Source organism: Vibrio sp. 10N.247.310.24 (assembly GCF_041467175.1).
GTDB lineage: Bacteria > Pseudomonadota > Gammaproteobacteria > Enterobacterales > Vibrionaceae > Vibrio > Vibrio tasmaniensis_A.
Genome location: NZ_JBFSUD010000026.1, coordinates 37659 through 60962 on the forward strand (window position 1 = coordinate 37659; position 23304 = coordinate 60962).

General features: G+C 44.9%; 18 protein-coding genes. 12 read left to right on the forward strand and 6 right to left on the reverse strand.

The features are described from left to right. Positions 1-19: 19 nt before the first annotated feature. Entirely contained in the window at positions 20-2377 is a 2358-nt protein-coding gene (locus AB6E08_RS10465; protein WP_371707353.1) for a zinc/cadmium/mercury/lead-transporting ATPase, read from the forward strand. A gap of 313 nt (positions 2378-2690) precedes the next feature. Further along, positions 2691-3449, forward strand: a complete 759-nt coding sequence (gene udp / locus AB6E08_RS10470) for a uridine phosphorylase (protein ID WP_009847163.1) — start codon at positions 2691-2693, stop codon at positions 3447-3449. A 345-nt stretch (positions 3450-3794) separates the two neighbouring features. On the opposite strand, the gene AB6E08_RS10475 is transcribed toward udp, so the two are convergent. Then, positions 3795-4961 (reverse strand): DUF1887 family protein, encoded by a 1167-nt coding sequence (locus AB6E08_RS10475; protein ID WP_009847162.1) that lies wholly within the window; start codon positions 4959-4961, stop codon positions 3795-3797. A 196-nt stretch (positions 4962-5157) separates the two neighbouring features. Continuing rightward, positions 5158-7149 (reverse strand): methyl-accepting chemotaxis protein, encoded by a 1992-nt coding sequence (locus tag AB6E08_RS10480; protein ID WP_017096887.1) that lies wholly within the window; start codon positions 7147-7149, stop codon positions 5158-5160. Between the two features lie 275 nt (positions 7150-7424). Between AB6E08_RS10480 and hinT the strand changes: the two genes are divergently transcribed. The 7 genes from hinT (at position 7425) to AB6E08_RS10515 (ending at position 14154) form a co-directional block, all read left to right on the forward strand. Next, positions 7425-7775 (forward strand): purine nucleoside phosphoramidase, encoded by a 351-nt coding sequence (gene hinT / locus AB6E08_RS10485; protein WP_012604413.1) that lies wholly within the window; start codon positions 7425-7427, stop codon positions 7773-7775. Between the two features lie 228 nt (positions 7776-8003). Next, positions 8004-9395: a COG3014 family protein gene (locus tag AB6E08_RS10490; RefSeq protein WP_017101608.1), complete on the forward strand. Its 1392-nt coding sequence runs from the start codon at positions 8004-8006 to the stop codon at positions 9393-9395. Continuing rightward, positions 9395-9778 (forward strand): YcfL family protein, encoded by a 384-nt coding sequence (locus AB6E08_RS10495; protein ID WP_009847158.1) that lies wholly within the window; start codon positions 9395-9397, stop codon positions 9776-9778. Before AB6E08_RS10490 ends, AB6E08_RS10495 begins: the two co-directional genes overlap by 1 nt. Before the next feature lie 139 nt (positions 9779-9917). Beyond that, complete coding sequence (gene lpoB / locus AB6E08_RS10500; protein ID WP_009847157.1) at positions 9918-10508, forward strand: penicillin-binding protein activator LpoB; 591 nt, start codon at positions 9918-9920, stop codon at positions 10506-10508. Positions 10509-10734: 226 nt separating this feature from the next. Then, positions 10735-11601 carry a phosphotransferase gene (locus AB6E08_RS10505; protein ID WP_017101609.1) on the forward strand — a complete coding sequence of 289 codons (867 nt, stop codon included), beginning with the start codon at positions 10735-10737 and terminating at the stop codon, positions 11599-11601. Between the two features lie 96 nt (positions 11602-11697). After that, a complete protein-coding gene (gene ycfP, locus AB6E08_RS10510) occupies positions 11698-12237 on the forward strand; it encodes an alpha/beta hydrolase YcfP (protein ID WP_012604408.1) in 540 nt (179 codons plus the stop codon). 627 nt (positions 12238-12864) lie between these two features. Beyond that, on the forward strand, positions 12865-14154 hold the full coding sequence (locus AB6E08_RS10515; protein WP_017096883.1) for an NAD(P)/FAD-dependent oxidoreductase: 1290 nt from the start codon (positions 12865-12867) through the stop codon (positions 14152-14154). 110 nt (positions 14155-14264) lie between these two features. Here AB6E08_RS10515 and AB6E08_RS10520 read toward each other — a convergent pair whose 3' ends face one another. The 4 genes from AB6E08_RS10520 to AB6E08_RS10535 form a co-directional block, all read right to left on the reverse strand. Continuing rightward, on the reverse strand, positions 14265-14810 hold the full coding sequence (locus AB6E08_RS10520) for a GNAT family N-acetyltransferase (RefSeq protein WP_372066070.1): 546 nt from the start codon (positions 14808-14810) through the stop codon (positions 14265-14267). A 136-nt stretch (positions 14811-14946) separates the two neighbouring features. Continuing rightward, positions 14947-15714, reverse strand: coding sequence for a peptidoglycan binding protein CsiV (locus AB6E08_RS10525; protein WP_017101610.1), 768 nt, complete (start codon positions 15712-15714; stop codon positions 14947-14949). 63 nt (positions 15715-15777) lie between these two features. Next, on the reverse strand, positions 15778-19239 hold the full coding sequence (gene mfd / locus AB6E08_RS10530) for a transcription-repair coupling factor (protein ID WP_372066073.1): 3462 nt from the start codon (positions 19237-19239) through the stop codon (positions 15778-15780). Positions 19240-19245: 6 nt separating this feature from the next. Continuing rightward, positions 19246-19815, reverse strand: coding sequence for a hypothetical protein (locus AB6E08_RS10535; protein ID WP_009847150.1), 570 nt, complete (start codon positions 19813-19815; stop codon positions 19246-19248). Between the two features lie 227 nt (positions 19816-20042). Here AB6E08_RS10535 and lolC point away from each other — a divergent pair, with 227 nt between their 5' ends. Genes lolC through lolE form a run of 3 tightly spaced genes read left to right on the forward strand, consistent with a single transcriptional unit; the run spans position 20043 to position 23181 of the window. Beyond that, entirely contained in the window at positions 20043-21251 is a 1209-nt protein-coding gene (gene lolC, locus AB6E08_RS10540) for a lipoprotein-releasing ABC transporter permease subunit LolC (protein WP_372066076.1), read from the forward strand. Next, positions 21244-21936, forward strand: a complete 693-nt coding sequence (gene lolD / locus AB6E08_RS10545) for a lipoprotein-releasing ABC transporter ATP-binding protein LolD (protein WP_009847148.1) — start codon at positions 21244-21246, stop codon at positions 21934-21936. The genes lolC and lolD overlap by 8 nt, the downstream gene beginning before the upstream one ends. Beyond that, on the forward strand, positions 21937-23181 hold the full coding sequence (lolE, locus tag AB6E08_RS10550; protein WP_372066079.1) for a lipoprotein-releasing ABC transporter permease subunit LolE: 1245 nt from the start codon (positions 21937-21939) through the stop codon (positions 23179-23181). It abuts the gene before it with no gap. The last annotated feature ends 123 nt before the right edge of the window (positions 23182-23304 follow it).

A 23304-nucleotide genomic window follows, 5' to 3' on the forward strand; every position in this document is an offset into this window, starting at 1 on the left:
AGTATTAAGGAGATACATTATGTGCGCAAAACACGCAGCGTGCCGCTCAACAAAAGTGGACGTTCAACCACAAGCGACTGGAGCAAGTTGCTCTAGCCCTAAAATTTCAAGCATTACCGCAGCAGGTACTTCATCTTCATGTTGCAGCTCTTCTGCTACTGCGTCTTCATCGTCAGGAGATGATTGTTGTGGTTCAGACAGTGGAGAAGAAGACAGTCAGTCCTCTACTCAAACTTTAAATGCCCAATTTTCTAAAAGTTGGTTGGTCTCAGGAATGGACTGCCCAGCTTGTGCTAAAAAAATAGAGAAAGCCGTTAGTAACATTGAAGGTGTTATTCAAGCCAAAGTTCTCTTTGCCACCGAAAAGCTAGTTGTGAAATTCGACAATGAAAGTCTTGCCGACACCATTGAACAGGTCTCTATCAAAACGGGCTTCCCTCTTTCGGAAGTTGGTTCTAAAAAAGAAAAACAGCACCCCGAGACTTTTTGGCAAGCTCATATCCAACCTAATTTAGAAATTATAGCGATTGCAGCCGCAATGCTCTTCGCAGCACTGTTGAAAAGTATTTATCCTCAACTAAGTGAAGGTTTGTTTACCGTAACCTGTTTGCTTGGTTTGTATCCAGTGGCCAAGAAAGCAGTTCAGTTGGCACGTTCAGGTACGCCGTTTGCAATCGAAACCTTAATGAGTGTTGCCGCGCTCGGTGCTTTATACCTTGGCGAAACCGCTGAAGCTGCGATGGTTCTGTTACTGTTTTTGATTGGTGAGCGTCTAGAGGCATTTGCTTCATCAAGAGCAAGAAGTGGTGTTCAAGCCTTAATGGCATTGGTGCCAGAAAATGCCACCAAGATTATCAACGGCGACCGTGTTGACGTTGCAGTAAGTGAACTTGCTCCTGGTGACGTGATTGAAGTGGCAGCGGGTTCTCGTTTACCTGCTGATGGTCAACTTATTACCGACGCTGCGAGCTTTGATGAAAGTGCGCTAACGGGTGAGTCTGTTCCTGTCGAACATATAGCAGGCAACAGCATCATGGCTGGTGCTGTGGTGGTCGATAAAGTCGTTCGTATCACCATCACGTCAAAACAGGGTGAGAATGCGATCGACCGTATTCTTCACTTGATTGAAGAAGCAGAATCTCGTAAAGCACCGCTTGAACGTTTCCTCGATAAGTTTAGCCGCTGGTACACACCACTAATGATGTTGGTGGCTCTGTTGGTCATCATCACCCCACCATTGCTGTTCGCGCAGCCTTGGGAAACCTGGGTTTACCGAGGTCTAGCTCTATTGTTGATTGCTTGTCCGTGTGCGTTGGTTATCTCAACACCTGCTGCAATTACTTCTGGTTTAGCAGCAGCGGCGAAACGTGGCGCATTAATTAAAGGCGGCGCGGCACTAGAGCAGTTAGGGAAAATTCAAACGATTGCCTTTGATAAGACAGGTACGCTGACTGAAGGCAAGCCTCAGGTTACGGATATTCAACCTCTATCAGGTTGGAAACAAGACGCGATGCTTCGTGTAGTTGGGGCGATTGAAGTTGGTTCGACTCATCCTTTGGCGCAATCGCTTGTCGCTAAAGTTAAAGAGCTGAATGTTGAGATCCCTGAGTCACACAACAAGAAAGCGCTCATTGGTAGCGGTGTTGAAGGCGATGTCGATGGTGTTAAGTATCAGGTTTTATCACCGTCTAAAGTCACGTTTGCTCTTGGACCCGATGTGGTTTCTCAGGTAGAAGCATTGGAAGGCGAGGGCAAGACGGTTGTGGTTGCTCTTGAGCTTAAAGATCTAGAAGAGTCAACAGAACAAGCTACGACTGTGATTGGTTTGATTGCTTGGCAAGATACGTTACGTAGTGACGCTAAGCTTGCGATTGAACGACTTAATGACTTGGGTATTCAATCTATCATGCTCACAGGGGACAACCCACGAAGCGCAGCAGCGATCAGCAGCAAAATTGGTATGCAATATAAAGCGAGCCTGCTTCCAAGTGACAAGGTGTCTTATGTTGAAGAGTTATCTCAACAGTCACACGTTGCTATGGTCGGTGATGGCATCAACGATGCGCCAGCAATGAAAACGGCGAATGTCGGTATTGCTATGGGTGGTGGTACTGATGTTGCGCTTGAAACGGCAGATTCAGCACTGACTCACAACCGTTTAACTGAGCTGCCCGCGATGATTGAATTGTCGCAAGCGACCATGAATAACATTCGTCAAAACGTAGCACTAGCGCTCGGTTTGAAAGGTGTGTTCTTGGTGACCAGTTTGCTTGGTATTACCGGGCTTTGGGTTGCCGTTCTTGCAGATAGTGGCGCGACAGCACTGGTGACACTCAACGCACTGCGCCTGCTTCGATTCAAGTCTAAAGCGGATTAAGTTCAGCTCTCAGACATAGACGCTCTTAATTTTAAAAGCGTCTTATATAAGAAGCATCTCGCATAAAAGCGCCTTTAGCGGTCATACGTTAAAGGCGCTTTTTGTCTCATTAGTATGCAACGCAGCCGTTCTGATTGCTTATTTTTGTGATGCCAATCGGTTTTTCGTGAAACCTGAAGTGTTGTTGCGATCATTGGTGTGATGTTCGTCACTTCATTTCATTATGAGCTTGGTTAGAGTGTGTTCGTACCCCACGAATTTACTATGAGCTTAAATAAGGGTAAAAAGCCCAATAAGCCAAAAGGAGCGAACTATGTCTCAAGCTGTTTTCCACTTAGGTGTTACTGAAGCAGATCTTAACGGTGCTACTCTTGCGATCATTCCTGGTGATCCTGCTCGTGTGCAAAAAATTGCAGAAGAGATGGAGAATCCCGTATTTCTTGCGAGTCACCGTGAATACACGCTTTATCGCGCAGAGCTAGACGGTAAGCCAGTTGTTGTATGTTCAACAGGTATCGGCGGCCCATCTACTTCTATCGCAGTTGAAGAGCTTGCTCAGCTTGGCGTTCGTACTTTCCTACGTGTTGGGACGACTGGTGCGATCCAACCTCACGTAAACGTGGGTGACATGATTGTTTCTACGGGTTCTGTTCGTCTAGACGGCGCTAGCCTACACTTCGCTCCTATGGAGTTTCCAGCAGTTGCTGACTTCGAAGTTGCTACAGCAATGAAAGCAGCAGTTGAAGAATCAGGCGCAGCAGTTCACATGGGCGTAACCGCTTCAAGTGATACTTTCTACCCAGGTCAAGAGCGTTACGACACGTTCTCTGGTCGCGTGGTTAAGCGTTTCCAAGGTTCTATGCAAGAATGGCAAGACATGGGTGTTCTTAACTTCGAAATGGAATCTGCAACGCTACTAACAATGTGTGCAAGTTCTGGTTTGAAAGCAGGTTGTGTTGCTGGTGTGATCATCAACCGTACTCAAAAAGAGATACCTGATCACGAGACACTAAAAGTAACGGAAGCGCGCTCAATCAAAGTGGTTGTAGAAGCTGCTCGTAAAATGCTTTGAGTCGTAACAGTACTTTTAGTTTTCAAGTGCTTTAAGTCTTAAAACGACTTCAAATTTTGAAAATGGCCACATCGAATGATGTGGCCATTTTTTTGGGTGTTTACAAGTCCTTTGAGCTTTTTACCTTGCGAGCTTTAGACTTTGTAAACGTAGACCTTGTGAGCTCTAAACCTTGTGAACATCTAGATGCTGTAAAGTTTAGACCTTGTCAATACGGGCGGGGTAGTGGATATAAGTCATTTACTACGATTGGCATAATCGTTACGGGTACAAAAAAGGCGAGTGACTTAAGCGGTCATTCGCCTTTTTGTTTTTTGAGAATTCGATATGTTCGAGTTTCTTAAATTAGCACTCCAAATCTTCATCACCACCGGCAGCGGTAAACCATGCCGCGAGATGTGTTTTAAGATCTTTTAATTCGTCAGGGCCAATCAATGCTAGGCCAAGATCTTCTGCTCGTGTGATGTCATTATGACGAAGAGGGCGGAAGCTCACCAACATTGCACGGGCCTGTAGGCCACCTAGCAGGTCTCTGAGCGATTCCAGCTTGTACAAGGTATCATCGCCATCATCTCGCATACCTTTGGTCTTACACTCGATGATGTGCAGCTTATTGTTCACTACAGAAGCAACATCAAGCTCATTACGAACTTCGCGCTCACCGAGCTGACGATAAACCTGAACATTCAAAGAGCGATCTTGAATGGTCGGCATGTCATCTTGGATCTGCTTAACGGTGCTATGAACCAATGTTTCAAGCCATTCGCCGTTTGAGAAGCGTCGCGCGTCTTCATTGGCAAACGTCAAAATACCATTGTCATAAGTGGCAATCTTAGCTTCAACCAAATCGCTCAACAGCATGTTCAGCTCGCGATAACCTTGTTGCTTCTCAGACAAGCCCACATCAAGTCTTTGTTCTTTACGGCAGGTCGTTGCAAGGTAGTTCAATGTAGCAAGGCCTGGGCCTAATTCTAATGCGTTACTTGCCCAACGCTCACCCAGTTCATACAGTTTTTGGTCAAGTTGCGGAGACAGTTGTACATCGCTGAATTCACCACGAGCACCGAATACCGTTAAGTAGTCATCGATAGTGATGCGGTCTTGAACTTGTGCGTCTTCTTTACCATTCGGGTAAAGCCAGCACAGTTTGTCACTGTTTGGTTCAACAACAAAGATTGGCCAGTGGTAAGTACGAAATACTTCGTAGACAGACAGTAGGCGGTGACGAAGGCCACAACTTGCGTTGAGCTTCACTTCTTGTCCCCGAGCTTTTAAGTCTTCAGCAAGGTTTTGGATCGATTCTTTAATTGCAGAGGTGTTTACGATAGTTGGAATCTCGAAAAATTCACTCGTAATATCACGCTTCTGCAAAACGCTGTCTAAGCGTTGATAGATACTGATTTGATTTTTGTCACCGATGAACACGATGTGAGTGCTGATCGTTCGGTTGTCGAGTAGTGGGGTGATCAACCGAATGGGGTCTTGATCGATAATGCCAACATGAACAGCCATATAAATTCCTTAATAGCGGCTCGCTCATAAAGGTGAAAGAAAAACGGGAAGCAGCAAGCCTTTACAATCATATAATGACAAAGCTCATAAAAAACAAGGGCAACCCTTGATAAAAGTTGCCCTTGTTCAATTAGTTATCACTATTGGGTGAGATATCCCAACATTTCAAGTGAATATCTATTGGTTCTTCGTTTACTTATAGCTTGAATTGATGAACTAAATCGCCTTGCTGGTTTGCCAGAATTGTTAGGTTTTGGCTTGCCTCTGCAATTGATGACATCGCTTGATAACTCTTATCAGCAATCTGGTTGATGTCTTCAATGTTACGCGCGATATCACCCGAAGTTTCACTCTGCTCAGCCGCGGCTTGAGAAATGTGCGTACTCATTCGACTGATTTCTAGAATCAATGCCTGAATTTCTTCCATAGCACTATTAGCACTTGAAGCTTGTTCAACCGACATATCCATATCGCTCATGCAGCTTTCAATCACATTGCTTGCTGTTTTAGAACTTGATTGTAGGTTACTGATCATGGTCTCAATTTCAGACGTCGATTGAGTTGTCTTTTGTGCCAGTACTCGGACTTCATCTGCAACTACAGCAAATCCACGGCCTTGTTCACCTGCGCGCGCGGCTTCGATTGCTGCGTTGAGTGCAAGTAGGTTGGTTTGATCTGCAATACCACGAATAACATCGAGGATAGAGCCAATCTGGCTACTCATTTGTTGTAGCTCGCCTACAGCACCCACGGATTCAGTCAGGCGCACCTCAAGCTGATTAATGGTACTGATGTTGGTGTTCATGACCTGACGACCTGATTCAGAAGCCGATTCTACTTGTTGAACCATAGTTAATGAGCTTTGTGCACTGTTTGCTACTTCTTGTACAGAGTGAGACATTTGTGTCATTGCCGTTGCGACAGTTGCTGTTTGTTCACGCTGGCTGTTCAATTGAGCCTGTGTCTCAGAAGAGGTTTTTTGGTTTACGCTTGCAGTATTGGTTAGGTCATCTGAAGCGTCATTCAGTTTCACCAGAATATTGTGCAGGTTGTCGGCTAAGGTATTGATGTGACGGCTTACTCGGCTGAATTCGTTGTCGTATCGAATATCGATACGCTGAGTCATATCTCCTTCGGTCAGGCCTTCTAATGTACCGAGGATGCGCGTTAGTGGTTCTCTTACACTATGTGCAATGTGGTAACCAATTGCTGCAGCGAATACGGTGACAACAATGCCAATTGCAATCGCTTTGAATAGACCGTTGTCGTAGATGCTGCTCGCATCTGCTAATGATGAGTTGAGTTGCTCTTCCGCTGTGACGTTGAAAGAATCCAGTACCGCCATTGCTTGGTCGACCTCAACGGCTAGATTAGCAATGTTGATGTACAAGGCTTCTTTCGCTTTCAGATAATTATTATGCTTATCTAAAACACCGCCTTTTTGTCCCACGTCTTTGGTGAAGTTTTTAACCGATTCATCGAAAACATTTTTTATCGCAGGCAATTGTGTCGCTAAGCCACGGTACGCGTAGTTTAGGTGGGTAACGGCCTTTTTGTTTTGGTTAACGGCTTTTTGTACGAAGGCAACATCAGAACTTGCTAGTGCATCAGAGGTAATCACCTCGGCGTCTTGTAGTTTAATAAAGTAGCTCTTTGCCATCACTTTTACAGAGATGCTTTTTTGGTCGGCAACGTACTCTTTCATGCCAACGGTCAATTCTGAATGTAAGCGTTGGAAATCACGTGATGCTTTTTGTACTTGCTCTTGCGCCTCAAACATAGCGATATAATTGTTCATCGCTTCATCTGCTTCGGTGAAGTAACGTTCTTCCATCGCTCTTAATTGCGTGATGCGCTCAGTGAGCGAGGTATTGTCTTGGCTTGCTGTTTCTAGGCTACCTAGAACTTCAGAAAAAGCGTTTTGTGATGCAGCAAACTCTGTACGCATTGCAGACATACGCTCAGAATTTTGTGTGGTTAAGAAGTCTTTAAATGACTTGTCAGCGGAAAGTAATTGGACACTTGTTTGGTTTGAAAGCGCAACCAGCGGCAATGATACTTTTGAGACGCTCTCAAAATTGCTATGTATCTGATTCATGCTGCTCATCATGATGGTTATCGTGACTGCGAACATGATGATGATCAGTGCGAAACCAGCGTACATACGCTTGATCACAGATCCCTTCATGACTTTCTCCCTAAATAAATGTGGACCTAATACCAGGTCAAAACAAAACTAACAAAATTATCAGGATTCTATTGAGCTCGGCTTACGCATTTTATGACGCACACGTCAAAAATAGCCCTTTGTCCTAGCCAATATGCCGTTCTTGAGAGATAAGGCGTGTTTTTTTTGATTTGAACGGTGTTTTTTATTATGCTTTAAAGCAGGTTTATTGTGGTTTGATGCGGCATAGCGCATACTCAAAGCATTAAAAAATAAATGTTTTATCGGAGAGACACATGGCTGAAGAAACCATTTTTAGTAAGATCATCAATAAAGAAATCCCAGCAGATCTACTATACCAAGACGATTTAGTAACCGCATTTCGCGATATTAACCCTCGTGCTCCTAGTCATATTCTAATTATTCCTAACAAGCTGATTCCAACAACGAATGATGTTGAAACGGAAGATGAAGCAATGATGGGACGTATGTTTACTGTTGCTCGTAAGTTAGCAAAAGAAGAAGGCATTGCAGAAGATGGCTATCGTCTTATTGTGAACTGCAATTCTCACGGTGGCCAAGAGGTTTACCATATTCACATGCATTTGGTTGGTGGCCGCCCGCTTGGTCCGCTTTTAATGAGTTAATTAAAAGGCTAATAAGCTAACGAAACAGTTAATGATCTCGTTAATACAAGTTAATGGTTAATTAACATAAACAGCGAGTTGGAAAATTTGTTGTTTGTATGCCAACTTTTAGTTTTATCTGTTGTCTGAATATCGGCATCGATTAGGTAGAGCCTAAAAAGCAAGGTATCCACTTGCTTAAGATCCTTTTAACAAAGTTGGCATTTTAAACATGCACGGAGACGATAAGTGAAGCACCAGTTTAGATTCGCTTCCATTGCCCTGTTATCGGCGTTGACAGCGGGTTGTGCGAATATGTCGGCAGGGAGCCTGTTCAGTCATTACAGCGCGCAAAACAAAGAAATTTACCAAGCAGTCAAGTCTGGGGATTATTCAACGGCTCAACAAGAGTTACCAGATTACGTAGCAGGTGACATTCTTGATAACTTTGAAAAAGGTAGAATTAATCTACTTGATCAAAAATATCCTGAGAGTAAGTCGTCGCTCGAACTGGCCGATCAGGCAGTAAAAGATCAGCAAAGTAAAGCGGTGATCTCTGTATCAGACAGTGCAACCAGTGTCGGCGCGTTGGCTGTGAATGACAATATTACCGAGTATGTGCCAGCCGATTATGAGTTGGGCTTTCTGCATTTATACCTTGGTTTGAATTATTTAAAGAAAAATGACTTAGAAGGTGCGGTGATCGAAATGCGTCGCGCTAACCAAGTTCAGGAACAAGCCAAGAAACAACGTGAAGCTGAGTTAGAAAGTGCTGCTAGCGATGCAAAATCTCAAGGGTTGTCTGCCAACGTGGGTAGTATTCTTGCGAATTATCCTGATGCGGGTAAAAAGCTGCAATCTGTGCAAAATGCGTATTTGATGTTTTTGTCTGGCCTGCTTTACGAAGCATCTAACGATCTGAACAGCGCTTATGTGGACTATCGACGTGCTTTGGCCATCATGCCTGAGAACCAAGAAATCATCGATAGAACCATGGCAACAGCTGTTCGCTTAGGCATGCGACAAGATTTAGCAACACTGAAAAAGCGCTACAAACAGTCATCTAAGTTAGGGGCAAGCGAAGGGCGAGTAATTGTGCTTCAAGAACAAAGTGCAGTTCAAGCGATGGACAGTTGGCGATTAGATTTACCTATTTATGACAGTCGCGATCAGGGCGCAATATACTCTTTGGCGCTGCCATATTATCCGAGCCAAAGCGTAGAACGCTTTTCTGCGCTACGAATCAGCGGGCAACCGTTGTCTGAGCATTTGATTACGGATGTGAATGCGATGGCGCAGAATGATTTATCTGAACGTATGACGAGCATTGTTATTCGCCAAGCGTTACGTGTGGTCGCGAAAGACCGCATCCGTAAAGAAGCAACTCAAGGTAACGATGTCGGTAACATTTTGTTCAATGTCTGGAATGCATTCACGGAACAACCAGACACTCGAAGCTGGCAATCTTTACCTGCGGAAATAAAGACCAGCACGTTTGTAGCAAACAGTGGTCAATATACGTTAGAAGCGGGCACTAAAACGTATGACTTTGATATTCGAGAAGGGCAGACCACTTTGGTGTGGATTTCTCGACAAGGAAACAATGCAACAATGTGGCATAAACAGCTAGGGAGGCTGTAATGAAAAAGTGGTTAGTGAGCTTAGCAGCGGTTATGGCTCTGGCTGGTTGTGCTGATAATACAGCTGGCGTAAGGGTAGATAGTCAAACTCAGAACGTTTTCTTTGGTGATAAGGTATTGGGTAGCCGCTTACAGGTTGAAGATATCCGTACTGACCTCGTCGACGGTCATACGCGAGGAATCGTGCGTTTAAACAGTAACTATAAAGGCGATCAACATATCCTTTATCGCTTTTACTGGTACGACGATGCTGGTCTTGAGGTCAACCTAAAACAAGGACCTTGGAAGCAAGCGATTGTTCGTGGCTTTGAAAGTATTTCGTTGTCGGAAGTGTCGGTAAATCCGAAAGCGACTCAGTTCAGAGTTCAGTTCAGAGAGCAGTAAACTTTCGTTTGGAACCGCTCATATTTAGAGTGGTTCCAAGCTTTATAGCAAAGACGAGATAGAACGGGTCTAAGGATTCGAAAATACAAAAATTTAAGAGAGTGGGTAACCCCACTTAGTGATTAGTTAAGGAAACAAAATGAAAAAGAGTGTCATTGCGCTACTAGGTTTAGCGGTTATTTTAGGCGGTTGTTCAAACAAGGTAAGCTACGGTGATGCACAATCAGTAGAAACCACGACAATCGATTTCGGTTCAACTGACCTTCAAACGATTGCGGGCGAAATGGTCGATAGCATGATGGCGTCTGGTTCTGTGTCTTATATTACTCGTGAGCAACGTCCAATCGTGTTCGTAGAGCGAATCAAGAACAAAACAAGTGAGCACATCGATACTGAGTCAATCACTGATACTATCAGTACAAAAATGCTGAACTCTGGTAAGTTCCGTTTCGTTGATATGGACCGTGTAGAGTCTGTTCGTGAACAGTTGAATTTCCAAAATAACGATGAGCTTGTAAATCAAAGCTCAGCAATCCAATTTGGTAAAATGGTTGGTGCTCAGTACATGTTGTACGGCAACCTATCAAGCATCGTTAAGAAAGCGGGCAGCGATGAAGACGTATACTACAAAATGACCATGCGCCTAATGGATCTTGAGTCAGGCTTGATTGAATGGGCTGACGAAACTGAAATCCGTAAGCAACAATCTAAGAGCTTGCTGGGCTTTTAATTCAGTTTACTTGGCTTCTAATTAGCTTACTGAGTTTTTAATTTAGCTTATTGAGCTTCTTAAATGGCTTAGTGTGCTATTAACTTGGCTTAGTCATGCCTCAACGCAGTACATGTTATTTGCTGTGATTGGTATTAATGAAGAGGCACTGGCTTTTGGTCAGTGCCTTTTTTGTAGGGAAATTAAGACGTTTATAGGGCAGTTAAGACGTTTATAGGGAGTAAATATGGCGATTTTTTCTTGGTCTGAAGCAAAGCTTCTTGATACCAGTTTGAGTTCTCTTGATGGCTACTTTTCTGAGCCTCCAATCAGAGCACAGACACTGACAGGTGGGTTGACTAATCGATGTTGGAAATTGGTTTTAGCCGATGGCACCGCGTATGTTTGGCGTCCGATTACCCCCATCACTAAAGCGTTCTTCATCTCTCGCCATGAAGAGTATCAAGTACTGTCTGCTATTGAGCGCTTAGATATCGGCCCAAGTCCGATAGTGGTCAATGAGCAAGGATTATTGGTTGAATGGATCGCGGGTGAGACGTTGTACGAAGGACTAGAGCAGGATGATTTACTGAAGACGCTGATCTCGGTGCATTTGGTTAATACTGCGCGACTGCCGCTCCAACCGTTCAGTTATACGGCTCGAGTTGACCATTACTGGCTTCAGCTTGATGCGGTTCATAAGACTGAAACCTGCACTAAGATTTATCAAGAGTGGCGCGTGGCTCCAAGTATCCCAAGTGTAGGCCTGTCTTTGTGTCATTTTGATCTCGGTGGCTATAACCTTGTTAAGAACCACGATGGGATTAAGATCATTGACTGGGAATACGCAGCGCTAGCAGACCCAAGGCTTGATCTTACGCTGACTATTGCTGTTGCCCGATTACCAGTTACAGAAGCTGTTAATAAGTACTGTCAGCTAAGAGGTATCCATGATCCCCAATCTTGGCTTGACGGAGTAGAAGCCTGGTTACCAAGAAGCCAAATGATGGCAATGCTGTGGTATTTACTTGCTCATCAGCTATGGGGCGATGACAGTTATCTGCGTGAAGCCGAGGCTCTTAGTCACACTTTATGTAGCTATGATCACGTTTAGGAAGTGAAAAATATAATTTCAGAGGTCTTCCCTTTAAAACCTTGTTTTTCGTGTTAGATTGATCAAAACGTACCAATATTCAATGGGGGAGGTACAATGATTATCTATCTACACGGCTTCGACTCAACAAGCCCGGGCAATCACGAAAAAATACTGCAGTTGCAATTCATTGATGATGACGTTCGTTTCATCAACTACAGTACTTTGCATCCAAAACACGATATGCAGCATTTGCTAAAAGAAGTGCATAAAGTGATAGAGCAATCCGATGATCCACATCCAATCATTTGTGGTGTAGGTTTGGGTGGTTTTTGGTCTGAGCGTATTGGTTTCTTATGTGGGATTAAGCAGGTGGTGTTCAACCCTAATCTGCACCCTGAGAACAACATGGTAGGTCGAATTGATCGCCCAGAAGAGTACGAAGACATCGCGACTAAGTGTGTCGCTCAGTATCGTATGAAGAACAAAGGACGCTGTTTAGTGGTGCTTTCTCGTGAAGATGAAATTCACGACAATACGAAAACAGCTTCTGCTCTAGAAGATTACTACGAAGTTGTCTGGGACGAAAAAGAGAGTCATAAGTTCAAAAAGATCTCTCAACACTTACAGGCAATGAAGGCGTTTAAAAACGCTTAAGGATTACCGCCATTTTATAAAACAGCACTCAATTGAGTGCTGTTTTTTTATCCAAATTAGCAAGCGATGCCCGAAGGGTTCGAGCTGAGCACCCCGCAAAAAGCGTTTTACTCTTTGTTGAGGGAGATTTGCTTAGAATGACCAGGCTACTTCCCCCTTGCCGCGATTAAAACGCTTTTATATCGAACGAAATTTGACCGTGAAAAGGTCAATGTGCCCTAGTCATATAGATTTTATCGATGAGTTTGCGCAAACGTTAACTAATCAGTCACGAATCCTCATTGTGGGTAAGGATTTTTGTTGCGGTCATCTTTTTGCTATATATAATGTTCTAAAGCAAAATATTTTGATAAATGTCAAAAAAAATTGAGAGCGAGTGATAAAACTTGCCCATAATTTGTGCTCTGCCTCTCAGGTAGACACCTTTTTCATCCTCGTGAGCAAAGTGACAAACCAATGTTTGTTGCTTGTAATCCCTCTAACTACTCAGTGAGCTGTTGTTACTTATTATCACAGTCATCAAATGAGCCGCAGCCTTTGGAATTGAGGCCGAGTAGATACATAGAATTTATCGGTTGGAGTAATCGAGCCGAACCCCATTTATTCATTTTGTAGAGGATTGTCATTGTGACAAAAATTATCGTAGTAGGCGGCGGTGCTGGTGGTTTAGAACTAGCAACTAAGCTAGGCCGCACTTTAGGTCGTAAGAAACGTGCCCAGATTACTCTGGTAGACCGTAAAGCAAGCCACCTATGGAAACCATTGCTTCATGAAGTAGCCACTGGCTCATTGGATGAAGGTGTTGACGCGCTAAGCTACCGCGCACACGCGAAAAACCATTGCTTTGATTTCCAAATGGGCAGCCTGAACGATATCGATCGTGAACGTAAAGTGATTGCGTTGAGCGAGTTGACTGATGAGCACGGTGAGTTACTGATGCCAAGCCGCGAACTTGAATACGACATTCTTGTGATGGCGTTAGGTTCAACGTCAAACGACTTCAATACCCCAGGTGTTCGTGACAACTGTATTTTCCTTGATAGCCCAGAGCAAGCACACCGTTTCCGTACAGAAATGAACAACCAGTTCTTAAAGCTGCACGCTAAGAATGGTCAAGGTACGGTAGACATTGCGATTGTTGGTGCGGGTGCTACTGGTGTTGAACTGTCTGCTGAGCTTCACAACGCTGTGAAAGAGCTTCGTACATACGGTTTTGGCGACCTAGATTCAAGCAAGCTGAACGTTAACCTTGTTGAAGCGGGTGAGCGTATTCTTCCAGCTCTACCTCCTCGTATTTCCAGCGCAGCACATTCTGAGCTAACTAAGCTTGGCGTCAACGTGCGTACAACGACAATGGTTACACAAGCTGACGCTGACGGTCTAACGACCAAAGATGGTGAGAAGATCCCAGCACAGATCATGGTATGGGCTGCTGGTATTAAAGCGCCAGATTTCATGAAAGACATCGGTGGTCTTGAGACGAACCGTATCAACCAGTTGGTTGTCAAAAACACGCTGCAAACTACGCTTGATGACAACATCTTTGCTATCGGTGATTTGGCGCAATGTACACAAGCGGATGGTTCGTTTGTTCCACCACGTGCGCAAGCGGCTCACCAAATGGCAAGCTGCGCATTTAGCAACATCATCGCTAAGCTGAACGGCCGTGACCTGAAAGACTACATCTACAAAGATAAAGGCTCACTGGTTTCACTAAGCCGTTTCTCTACAGTAGGTAGCTTGATGGGTAACCTGACTAAAGGTTCGATGATGGTTGAGGGACGTATTGCTCGTGTGGTTTACATCTCTTTGTACCGAATGCACCAGATGGCACTTCACGGCTTAATCAAAACATCACTGATGATGTTGGTGGGTCGTATTAACCGTGTCCTTCGTCCAAACCTAAAGCTTCACTAATCAGGTAAGCCTTCTAAGGTCATTACGCTGATAATAAAAAAGAGCTCTTCGGAGCTCTTTTTCGATCGTGTCGAGTACGTGTTATTTCGGATTGTTACTCTATTAAGCAATTAAGATAATGGAGGTAACACAGAATAAACCACGCCATCTTTCGGTTTACCGTTAAAGATAAAGCGATTCTTTGCAATGGCTTCACGTTCAGCGCCACATTTCTCGATCAGCTTTTGGCTGGGTAGGTTCTCTGTATCGCAGAGAATCTCCAAACGCGTCAACTTGAGCATTGCGAAGCAAAATTCAAATAGGGCAAGCATTGCTTCTTTCGCTATCCCTTTTCTCTGAAATTGATCACCCACCCAATAACCTAAACTTGCCATATTAAAGGTGTGGTAAAGCTCATTTATGGCCACCATGCCGACTAACTTTTCGCTTTTTCGTTCGAAGATACCAAAGCCAAACGCATCGGCTTTAACCCAGTTTAAGCGAGTCGCAAGAATGAATCTCTCGGCCTCGACGGTCGAAAACTCGTCGTGGCACCAGTCGAGCCATGGCAATAAACTCGGGGAGGATTTAACCAGTTGCGAAAACTCTTGAGCGTCTGAGGCTTCAATGATTTTTAGGTTGAGGTGTTGAGTATTTATCTGAAAGTCAGGGCTCATAAGAAATACCGAATTACATGTAAGTACTGAACAAAGGATTCAGTGCAGAATAAAGATAGATAGCACTTAATAAAACGCCCTCACTAGGAGGGCGGATTGAATTATTTATATAATTATAGCCGAATCGGCAAGTAACTTACTGCGCCACGCGTCGAACTTGAATAACCATTCCAAGAAGTGGGTGGTCAAGGTAGTGAGTTTCTGTACTGCGCATACGACGTTTTTGGTCCATGCGGTAGCTCTTAAGAAACTCTTGGACTTCAACCGTCGGAGAAATCTCCGTTAGATTACCCACTTGCACGTTACTTTCTGCACCACTTACAGGTGAATCTAGCTCGATTTTTTGCTCTTGTAGAGTCACTTCACGAACGCTCGGCGCTTTTAAATCCAATGTCGTTTCAGCATATAGATAGTGCTGAACGTAGATTTGCAGCTTGCCGTCTAACTCGTAAAGCGGCTTGTCGATAGTCTCTTCTTGAAAACCATTCGGATTTGATGCAGTTACTGCACCTTTCTCAGAACTGTCGGCATTAAACTGTTTAGAGAAGTCTTTACCGGCTTGAATATGGAAAACCGGTGCCGAGCTTTTGCCTTGGTCGCCTTGACGCCAAGCGGTATGCATCAGAACTTCAAAGCCTGCGTGTTTGCGTAGCTTATCTTTCTGAGGTGTTAACTTGTATTCCGAGTAAGGCAGCATCTGCACGCCTTTCTTCGCTCGGTATTGGGTATCTTGAAATGAACCTACGCGCTCAAGTGAAATCTGAGGCTGTGTGTTTGGCCAAGATTCATTCACTTTTTCTGCATCAACAGCACGCTTAAAAATGATCACTTCTATATCAAATTGTCTCTGCGCCAAACTTGGCAGTGAGACGAACAATAGTAGCAGTGGGATCAGTCTTTTCATTTTTACTCCGTCTTCCAGCCGAACTACCGGCTGGATAATTTATATGTGCAAGTGGATTGGGTCTTATGCCGAAGGCAGCAAGTTCTGTCTGAATTCGCCCAATAAATCACTAACAAATTGAATTCGTTTCCGTCTGTCGACCAATGGTATCGTAAACTTGAACTTTGTTGGTCCTTCCATTGAAAACTTTTGCGGTTGAGATTGCAACAGTTTAACAAGGTAGGTCGGGTTTATGTCAGCATCCGGGTAGAATTCTAAGAATCCACCTTTATCATGAGCCTCAATTTTCTTCGCTTTGATAGACGCCGCGGCTAATTTTAGCTCTGAAACTGACAACAAGTTCTTGGTAGCATCCGGCAGAAGGCCGAAGCGATCAATCAGCTCGACTTTCAACTCTGCCAATTCGTCGGTGTCACTCACACTCGCAATACGCTTATAAGTAGACAAACGTGTATTGATGTCTGGGATGTAGTCATCAGGCAATAGCGCAGGCAGGCGCATCTCAATTTCAGTTTGTTCACGCAGTAGGTCATCAAGCGATGGCTCTCGCCCTTCTTTCAATGCTTCAACTGCTTGTTCAAGCATCTCCATGTACAAGGTGAAACCAACCGATTGAATTTGACCACTCTGTTCATCACCTAACAGCTCACCCGCGCCACGAATCTCTAAGTCATGGGTTGCTAGTGTAAAGCCTGCACCTAAGTCTTCAAGTGAAGCTATGGCATCTAATCGCTTAACCGCATCTTTGGTCATTGCTTTCGGGGGAGGTGTTAGCAGATAGGCATAGGCTTGGTGGTGAGATCGACCCACACGCCCACGCAGTTGGTGCAACTGTGCTAAACCAAGGTTATCGGCTCTGTCCATTAAGATGGTATTGGCTGTTGGTACGTCGATACCGGTTTCGATGATGGTTGTACACACTAGCAAGTTAAAACGCTGGTGGTAGAAATCATTCATGATGCGTTCTAGTTCGCGCTCTCGCATCTGGCCATGAGCCACGGTGACACGCGCTTCTGGAATCAGTTTCTGTAGTGACTCAGCCGTCTTTTCAATCGTGTCTACTTGGTTGTGTAAGAAGTAAACTTGACCACCACGCATGATTTCACGAAGTACCGCTTCTCTGACGATCGCGTCATCACTCTCACGGACAAAGGTCTTTATTGCTAAGCGTCGTGCTGGTGGTGTTGCGATGATTGACAAGTCACGCATGCCGCTCATTGCCATGTTCAATGTACGTGGAATTGGCGTCGCGGTGAGCGTTAGGATATCGACATCCGCACGCATTGCTTTCACTTTTTCTTTCTGACGCACACCAAAGCGGTGCTCTTCATCGACAACCAACAGGCCAAGGTCTTTAAACTGAAGGTCACTTGAAAGTAACTTGTGAGTACCCACTAAGATGTCGACCTTACCGTCGGCGACATCTTGCATGATCGATTTCTGTTCTTTGGCTGATTTGAATCGAGACAGAACCTCAACACGAATCGGCAAGTTGGCGAAACGGTCGCGGAAGTTTTCAAAGTGTTGCTGAGCAAGTAACGTTGTCGGTACTAACACGGCCACTTGTTTGCTGTTATCGGTACACACGAACGCGGCACGCATTGCGACTTCTGTTTTACCAAAACCAACATCACCACACACCAAGCGGTCCATGGCTTTTGCTTGGCACATATCAGACATTACCGCATTAATTGCCATCGCTTGGTCATCGGTTTCTTCAAACGGGAAGCCAGATTTGAAGGTTGCGTACTGACCACGATCGAGCACAAATTTGTAACCCGGCTTAAGCTCACGCTTGGCGTAAACATCGAGCAGTTCGGCTGCGACGTCACGGACTTTCTCTGCGGCGCGCTTACGAGCTTTCTGCCATGCTTCACCGCCAAGTTTATGTAGCGGTGCAAAATCTTCAGCACCACCAGAGTAGCGACCAATTAAGTTCAGAGATGCAACTGGTACGTAGAGCTTGGCATCGTTTTGATACTCAAGTGTTACGTATTCGGTTTTCATACCACCCGCTTCTAGGGTCTGCAGGCCTATGTAGCGACCAATACCGTGGTCAATGTGAACAACCGGTTGGCCCGGTTTAAGTTCCGCTAAGTGACGGATTACGGTGTCGCTGTTTACGCTTTTCTTATCTTTTTTTCGACGCTGAACAACGCGATCACCCAATAGATCACTTTCACAGATAAGGGCGATGTTTTGCTCTTCGTGGATAAAGCCATGCTCAGCAGAACCTAGGATCAGGGTGAACTTATCTTTACCTTTAATTGCCGCGTCGAGGTTTTCAACTTCGCTTGGACGAACTTTGATGCCTCGAAGCAATTCACTTAGAGCTTCACGGCGGCCTTCAGACTCAACCGAAAAAACAACCTTGCCATCGAAGGCTTCAGTGAACTTTCTTAAGTTAGACAACGGTTCTTTATTCTGATGTTGAACGCTGAGATCAGGCAGAGGCGTAACCGGAAGGTTTGTACGCCCAGCTTTTTCTTCAATCGTGTCTAAGCTTAGGTTGACCTGTGGCTTCTGTTTGAAGTGTGCGAACAGCTCGTCTTTCTTCAACCAAAGTTGCTCAGGTGTCAGCAGTGGTCGCAGTGGATCAACGCCACGTTGCTCGTATCGGTGAGAAACGTCGGTTAGGAACGAATCTACTGCAGTCTCGACATCACCTAGAATCAGGAGTTGCGCTTCATCGGCAACATAATCGAACAAGGTTTCGGTGTGCTCGAAGAACAGCGGTTGCCAATACTCAATACCAGCAGGCCACGTGCCTTTAGAAACCTGCATATAAACCGATTCTGGTTCACGGCGCGCATCAAACTGTTGGCGCCAACGAATACGGAAATCTTCAATCGCTGTTTCCGAGGTTGGGAATTCGTGAGCAGGCAGCAGTCGAATCTCAGAGATGTCTTCGATAGAGCGCTGGTTTTCAGGATCGAAAGTACGGATCGTGTCGATCTCGTCATCGAAGAAGTCGATACGATACGGGTCTTTGCTGCCCATTGGGAACAGGTCGAGAATAGAACCACGGCTAGCGTATTCACCCGGGCCAAACACTTGGTCAACATAGCGATAGCCCGACTTTTCGAGTTGCAGACGTAATTTCTCTAGTGAATAGAGATCGCCTGTTTTCACCATTAACGTGTGTTGTAGTAAGAAGTCGCGCGGTGACTGGCGTTGCAATAACGTGCTGATCGGAACGATCGTGATGCCATCTTTTAGCGTTGGCAGTGCGTAAAGGCGTGCTATACGATCTGAAATGATCTCTTGGTGCGGAGAAAAGCTGTCATAAGGCAGTGTTTCCCAGTCTGGGAATAGTGCGACTTCATGTGCCGTAAACTGTTCAATTTCAGATTGAAGCTTGAGTGCGATCTGAGGATCAGGCACTGCAAGTAAAGTATGGTTGTTATGCTGCTCCGCTAGTTTAGCGATAGTAAGCGCGAGAGATGAACCAACTAGGTTACCGATGTGCTTTTTGTCACCGGCACCTTTGAGCTTAGGTAGTGTGAAAATGGATTGTTTTGTCATGTCTATTTACTTGTTATCTCGTTCTAGAGAGCGTTGACGTAAGAGCTTTTGTTGTTGATGGAGCGCAGCCTTGATCAACAAGTCTTGGTCAGTATCACGAAGATGAGCATATTTGAATTTGATTTCGAAGCCTGAATCTTTAGGTTCGCTAGCGAAGACCTCCGCGTAGCAATAGATAGCGGCGGCAGGGTGCTCGATAAAGAGCTTGGCTTTAACTAAGCGACCCGCTTCGATATCTGTTTTGGAAAAACACGAGAACTGACTCGCGCCAAATGAATACGTGTGGGTACGAAATTGTTCATCATCTTGTTGCGATAACATAAAGCTCAACAAGAGGTTTAATTTAGAGTTCTGTGCATCCAATAAACTGATGACATTCTTCAAGTCGCTGTTTTTCAGTTCGTTGCGAGCACTGTCGGCTAATAGATCCAATTGGCTAAATTCACTTGCCACAACAAAAGGGGCAGGGATCTCTGATTCGAACTGAATCTGAGAAGGTAAAGCGAAGTTACTGTCCATTGGCTCAATATTAGCGGTAAGGCTGTGGTGAACGGTAAAAAACTCTTGTTCTGTCATGCGTTAGTTCCTTGAAGTGATCTATTGATTATCGCTATGTGGCCGCAGTAATCAAGGTCAGTTAATTGAAAGTCTCAAATAGTTGTTTGAAAGTTAGCTATTTGACAAGGTTCTGTTTTTCAAGCCTAACTAATTGAGTTAATTCACTCTATATTTTCAATTAACCCCTACACAGTAACGGCAATACCCGTTACATTAACCCGCATCTCCTTTAGATGGTTCAAAGTATGTTTCATCCTATTTCATTGTTTGTTGGCCTGCGTTATTTGAAAGGCCGTTCAGGTGATCGCTTTAGCCGTTTTGTTTCTTATATGTCGACAGCCGGAATTACCATTGGTGTGCTGTCTCTGGTTACTGTTTTGTCGGTAATGAATGGATTCGAAGCGCAGTTAAAAGACCGAATTCTTGGTGTCCTTCCTCAAGCCGTCGTTTACGAGCAAGGAGGCACAACGTCACTTTCTGCTCAAGCACCTAGCTTTGCGGAGCAAATGTCGCTCAATGGCCACGTAGAACCTATTGTTCGCAGTGAAGCGGTGATCCAAAGTCCTGCTCAGTTATCTGCGGGCTTGTTAATCGGTATTGAGCCAAATTCAGATGACCCTCTTCAGAATCATTTAATTGCTGGCAGACTGTCTTCACTCAAATCTGGTCAGTATCAGCTTTTCCTTGGTCATACCTTGGCAAGAAACTTGAAAGTGTCTATGGGCGACAAAGTTCGCTTAATGGTGACCAGTGCCAGCCAATACACGCCGTTAGGACGTATTCCAAGCCAGCGAAATTTTACCGTAGTTGGGATTTTTAACACGGGTTCGGATATCGATGCTCAATTGATGGTGACAGATATCAACGATGCTGGGCGTTTGATGCGCTATAAATCAGACACCATTTCAGGCTGGCGACTGTTTTTTGATGACCCATTTGAAGTGGCAGAACTAGCAAACCAACCGCTACCGGAAGGTTGGGTGTGGAGCGATTGGCGAGACCAACGTGGCGAGCTATTCCAAGCCGTTCGAATGGAAAAAAACATGATGGGTTTGATGCTTGGGCTGATCATTGGTGTTGCTGCGTTTAACATTATTTCTGCGCTTATTATGGTGGTGATGGAGAAACAGTCCGAAGTCGCCATCTTAAAAACCCAAGGTATGCGTGATGGTCAAGTCATGGGGGTCTTTATGGTTCAAGGTGCAAGTAGTGGTGTGATCGGCGCATTATCTGGTGGCATCCTGGGCGTGATTTTAGCTTCGAACCTCAATACTATTTTAGAGGCGATGGGTGTTGCTCTGTTTTCATTTGGTGGACAGTTGCCAATATTGATTAATCCAATCCAAATTGCGGTTGTTGTGGTTCTGGCTATTGCACTTAGCTTGATTGCCACTGTATTCCCTTCTTATCGTGCATCGTCTGTAAAACCTGCTGAGGCCCTTCGTTATGAGTAATTTCCTTCAATGTAATGATATCCGTAAAACGTACCGTGAAGGCTCGTTAGATACTGAGGTTCTCAAGGGCGTCAGCTTTGAAATCGAAAAGGGTGAGCTAGTCGCTATCATTGGTACCTCTGGTTCCGGTAAAAGTACGTTATTGCATATTTTAGGGGCATTGGATGATGCGTCTGATGGCAGCGTAAGCTTTCTCGGACAAGACTTAGCGTCTTTGAGTTCGAATAAGCAGGCCAAGCTTCGCAACCAGCATCTTGGCTTTGTGTATCAATTCCATCATCTTCTTTCTGATTTCTCAGCGTTAGAGAACGTAGCAATGCCGTTGTTGATAGGTGGAGAGAAGCCAGCGAAAGCTAAACAAGAAGCACAGTTGTTACTTGATAAAGTGGGGCTAAGTCATCGTGTTGACCACCGACCTTCAGAACTTTCAGGTGGTGAGAGGCAACGAGTGGCAATTGCTCGTGCATTGGTGAACAAGCCTGCGCTAGTGTTGGCGGATGAGCCGACTGGTAACCTAGACCACAACACAGCACTTTCTATTTACGACTTAATGCGCGAACTGAACCGTGAGTACGATACTGCCTTTTTGGTTGTGACTCACGATGGTGAACTTGCCGGTAAGATGGATCGCCAACTTCACATGCAAGATGGTTTACTGGTCAACGTAGAAAAAGAGGAGAGCTAAGTGTTTTCTTCTTTATCTCTATTGATAGGCGGCCGATTTAGCCGGGCGAAACAACGAGACAAAATGGTGTCGTTCATCTCCTTGTCTTCGACAATTGGTATTGCTGTTGGTGTCGCGGTAATCATTATCGGTTTGTCTGCAATGAATGGTTTTGAGCGAGAGCTTCAATCACGAGTACTTTCTGTCATTCCTCACGGTGAGTTTGAGGGCGTCAATAAACCAGTAACTCGCTGGGAGCATGTGATTGAGGAGTCGGTAAAGCACGATAAAGTCGTTGCTGCTGCGCCTTATGTGAAAATTACCGCGCTTGCCGAAAAAGGCAAAGAGTTGAAAGCAATTGAAGTTCGCGGCGTTGACCCACAACTTGAGCAACAAGTATCGAGCCTATCGAGTTTTATCGATAAGCAAGCTTGGAGCGATTTTAAGGCAGGGCAACAACAAATCATTTTGGGCTCTGGTGTGGCCAATGTACTTGGCGCGAAAGTCGGTGATTACCTGACTCTGATGATCCCGACGGTGAATGGGTCGGTTAAGGTTCAAGCACCTAAACGTGTTCGAGTCAAAGTGGTTGGCTTGCTGACGCTTAATGGCCAAATTGACCACAGCTTAGCTTTGATCCCGATCGGCGATGCGCAAACTTACGCAAACCTAGGCGAGGCAGTGACAGGGGTTTCTTTAAAAGTGACCGATGTTCTGAACGCGAACTCTATTGTGCGTGAGGTGGGTAACCAGCTTGATGTGTATGTGTATCTACGAAGCTGGCAACAGAAGTTTGGCTTCTTGTATCGAGATATTCAGTTGGTTCGCACCATTATGTATCTGGTGATGGTACTGGTTATTGGTGTTGCTTGTTTCAATATTGTCTCGACATTAATGATGGCAGTAAAAGACAGAGCATCAGAGATCGCGATTTTAAGAACCATGGGCGCATCGGACGGCCTTGTGAAACGCATTTTCGTTTGGCAGGGCGTATTCTCCGGTGTGTTAGGTAGTTTGGTGGGCAGTGTAATAGGCGTGTTAGTGGCGCTTAATCTCACGACACTTATCAAAGGGCTTGAAAGGCTAGTTGATCACCAGTTCTTGTCCGGTGACATCTATTTTGTCGACTTCTTGCCATCACAACTCGATATGACGGATGTTGTTGTGGTTTCAGGTACAGCGATTGTATTGAGCCTATTGGCGACATGGTACCCAGCATCACGAGCAGCCAAGTTAAACCCTGCCTCGGTGCTTAGCTCGAAGTAATGCGCTTAGTAATACGTCATGTAGCATGATAGACAAATGGCATACACAAAAAAGGATCCCTGATGGGATAATGCCGTTCACTTAAGAGTGAACGGCATTTTTGTTCTTAGCATACCGTTGTGG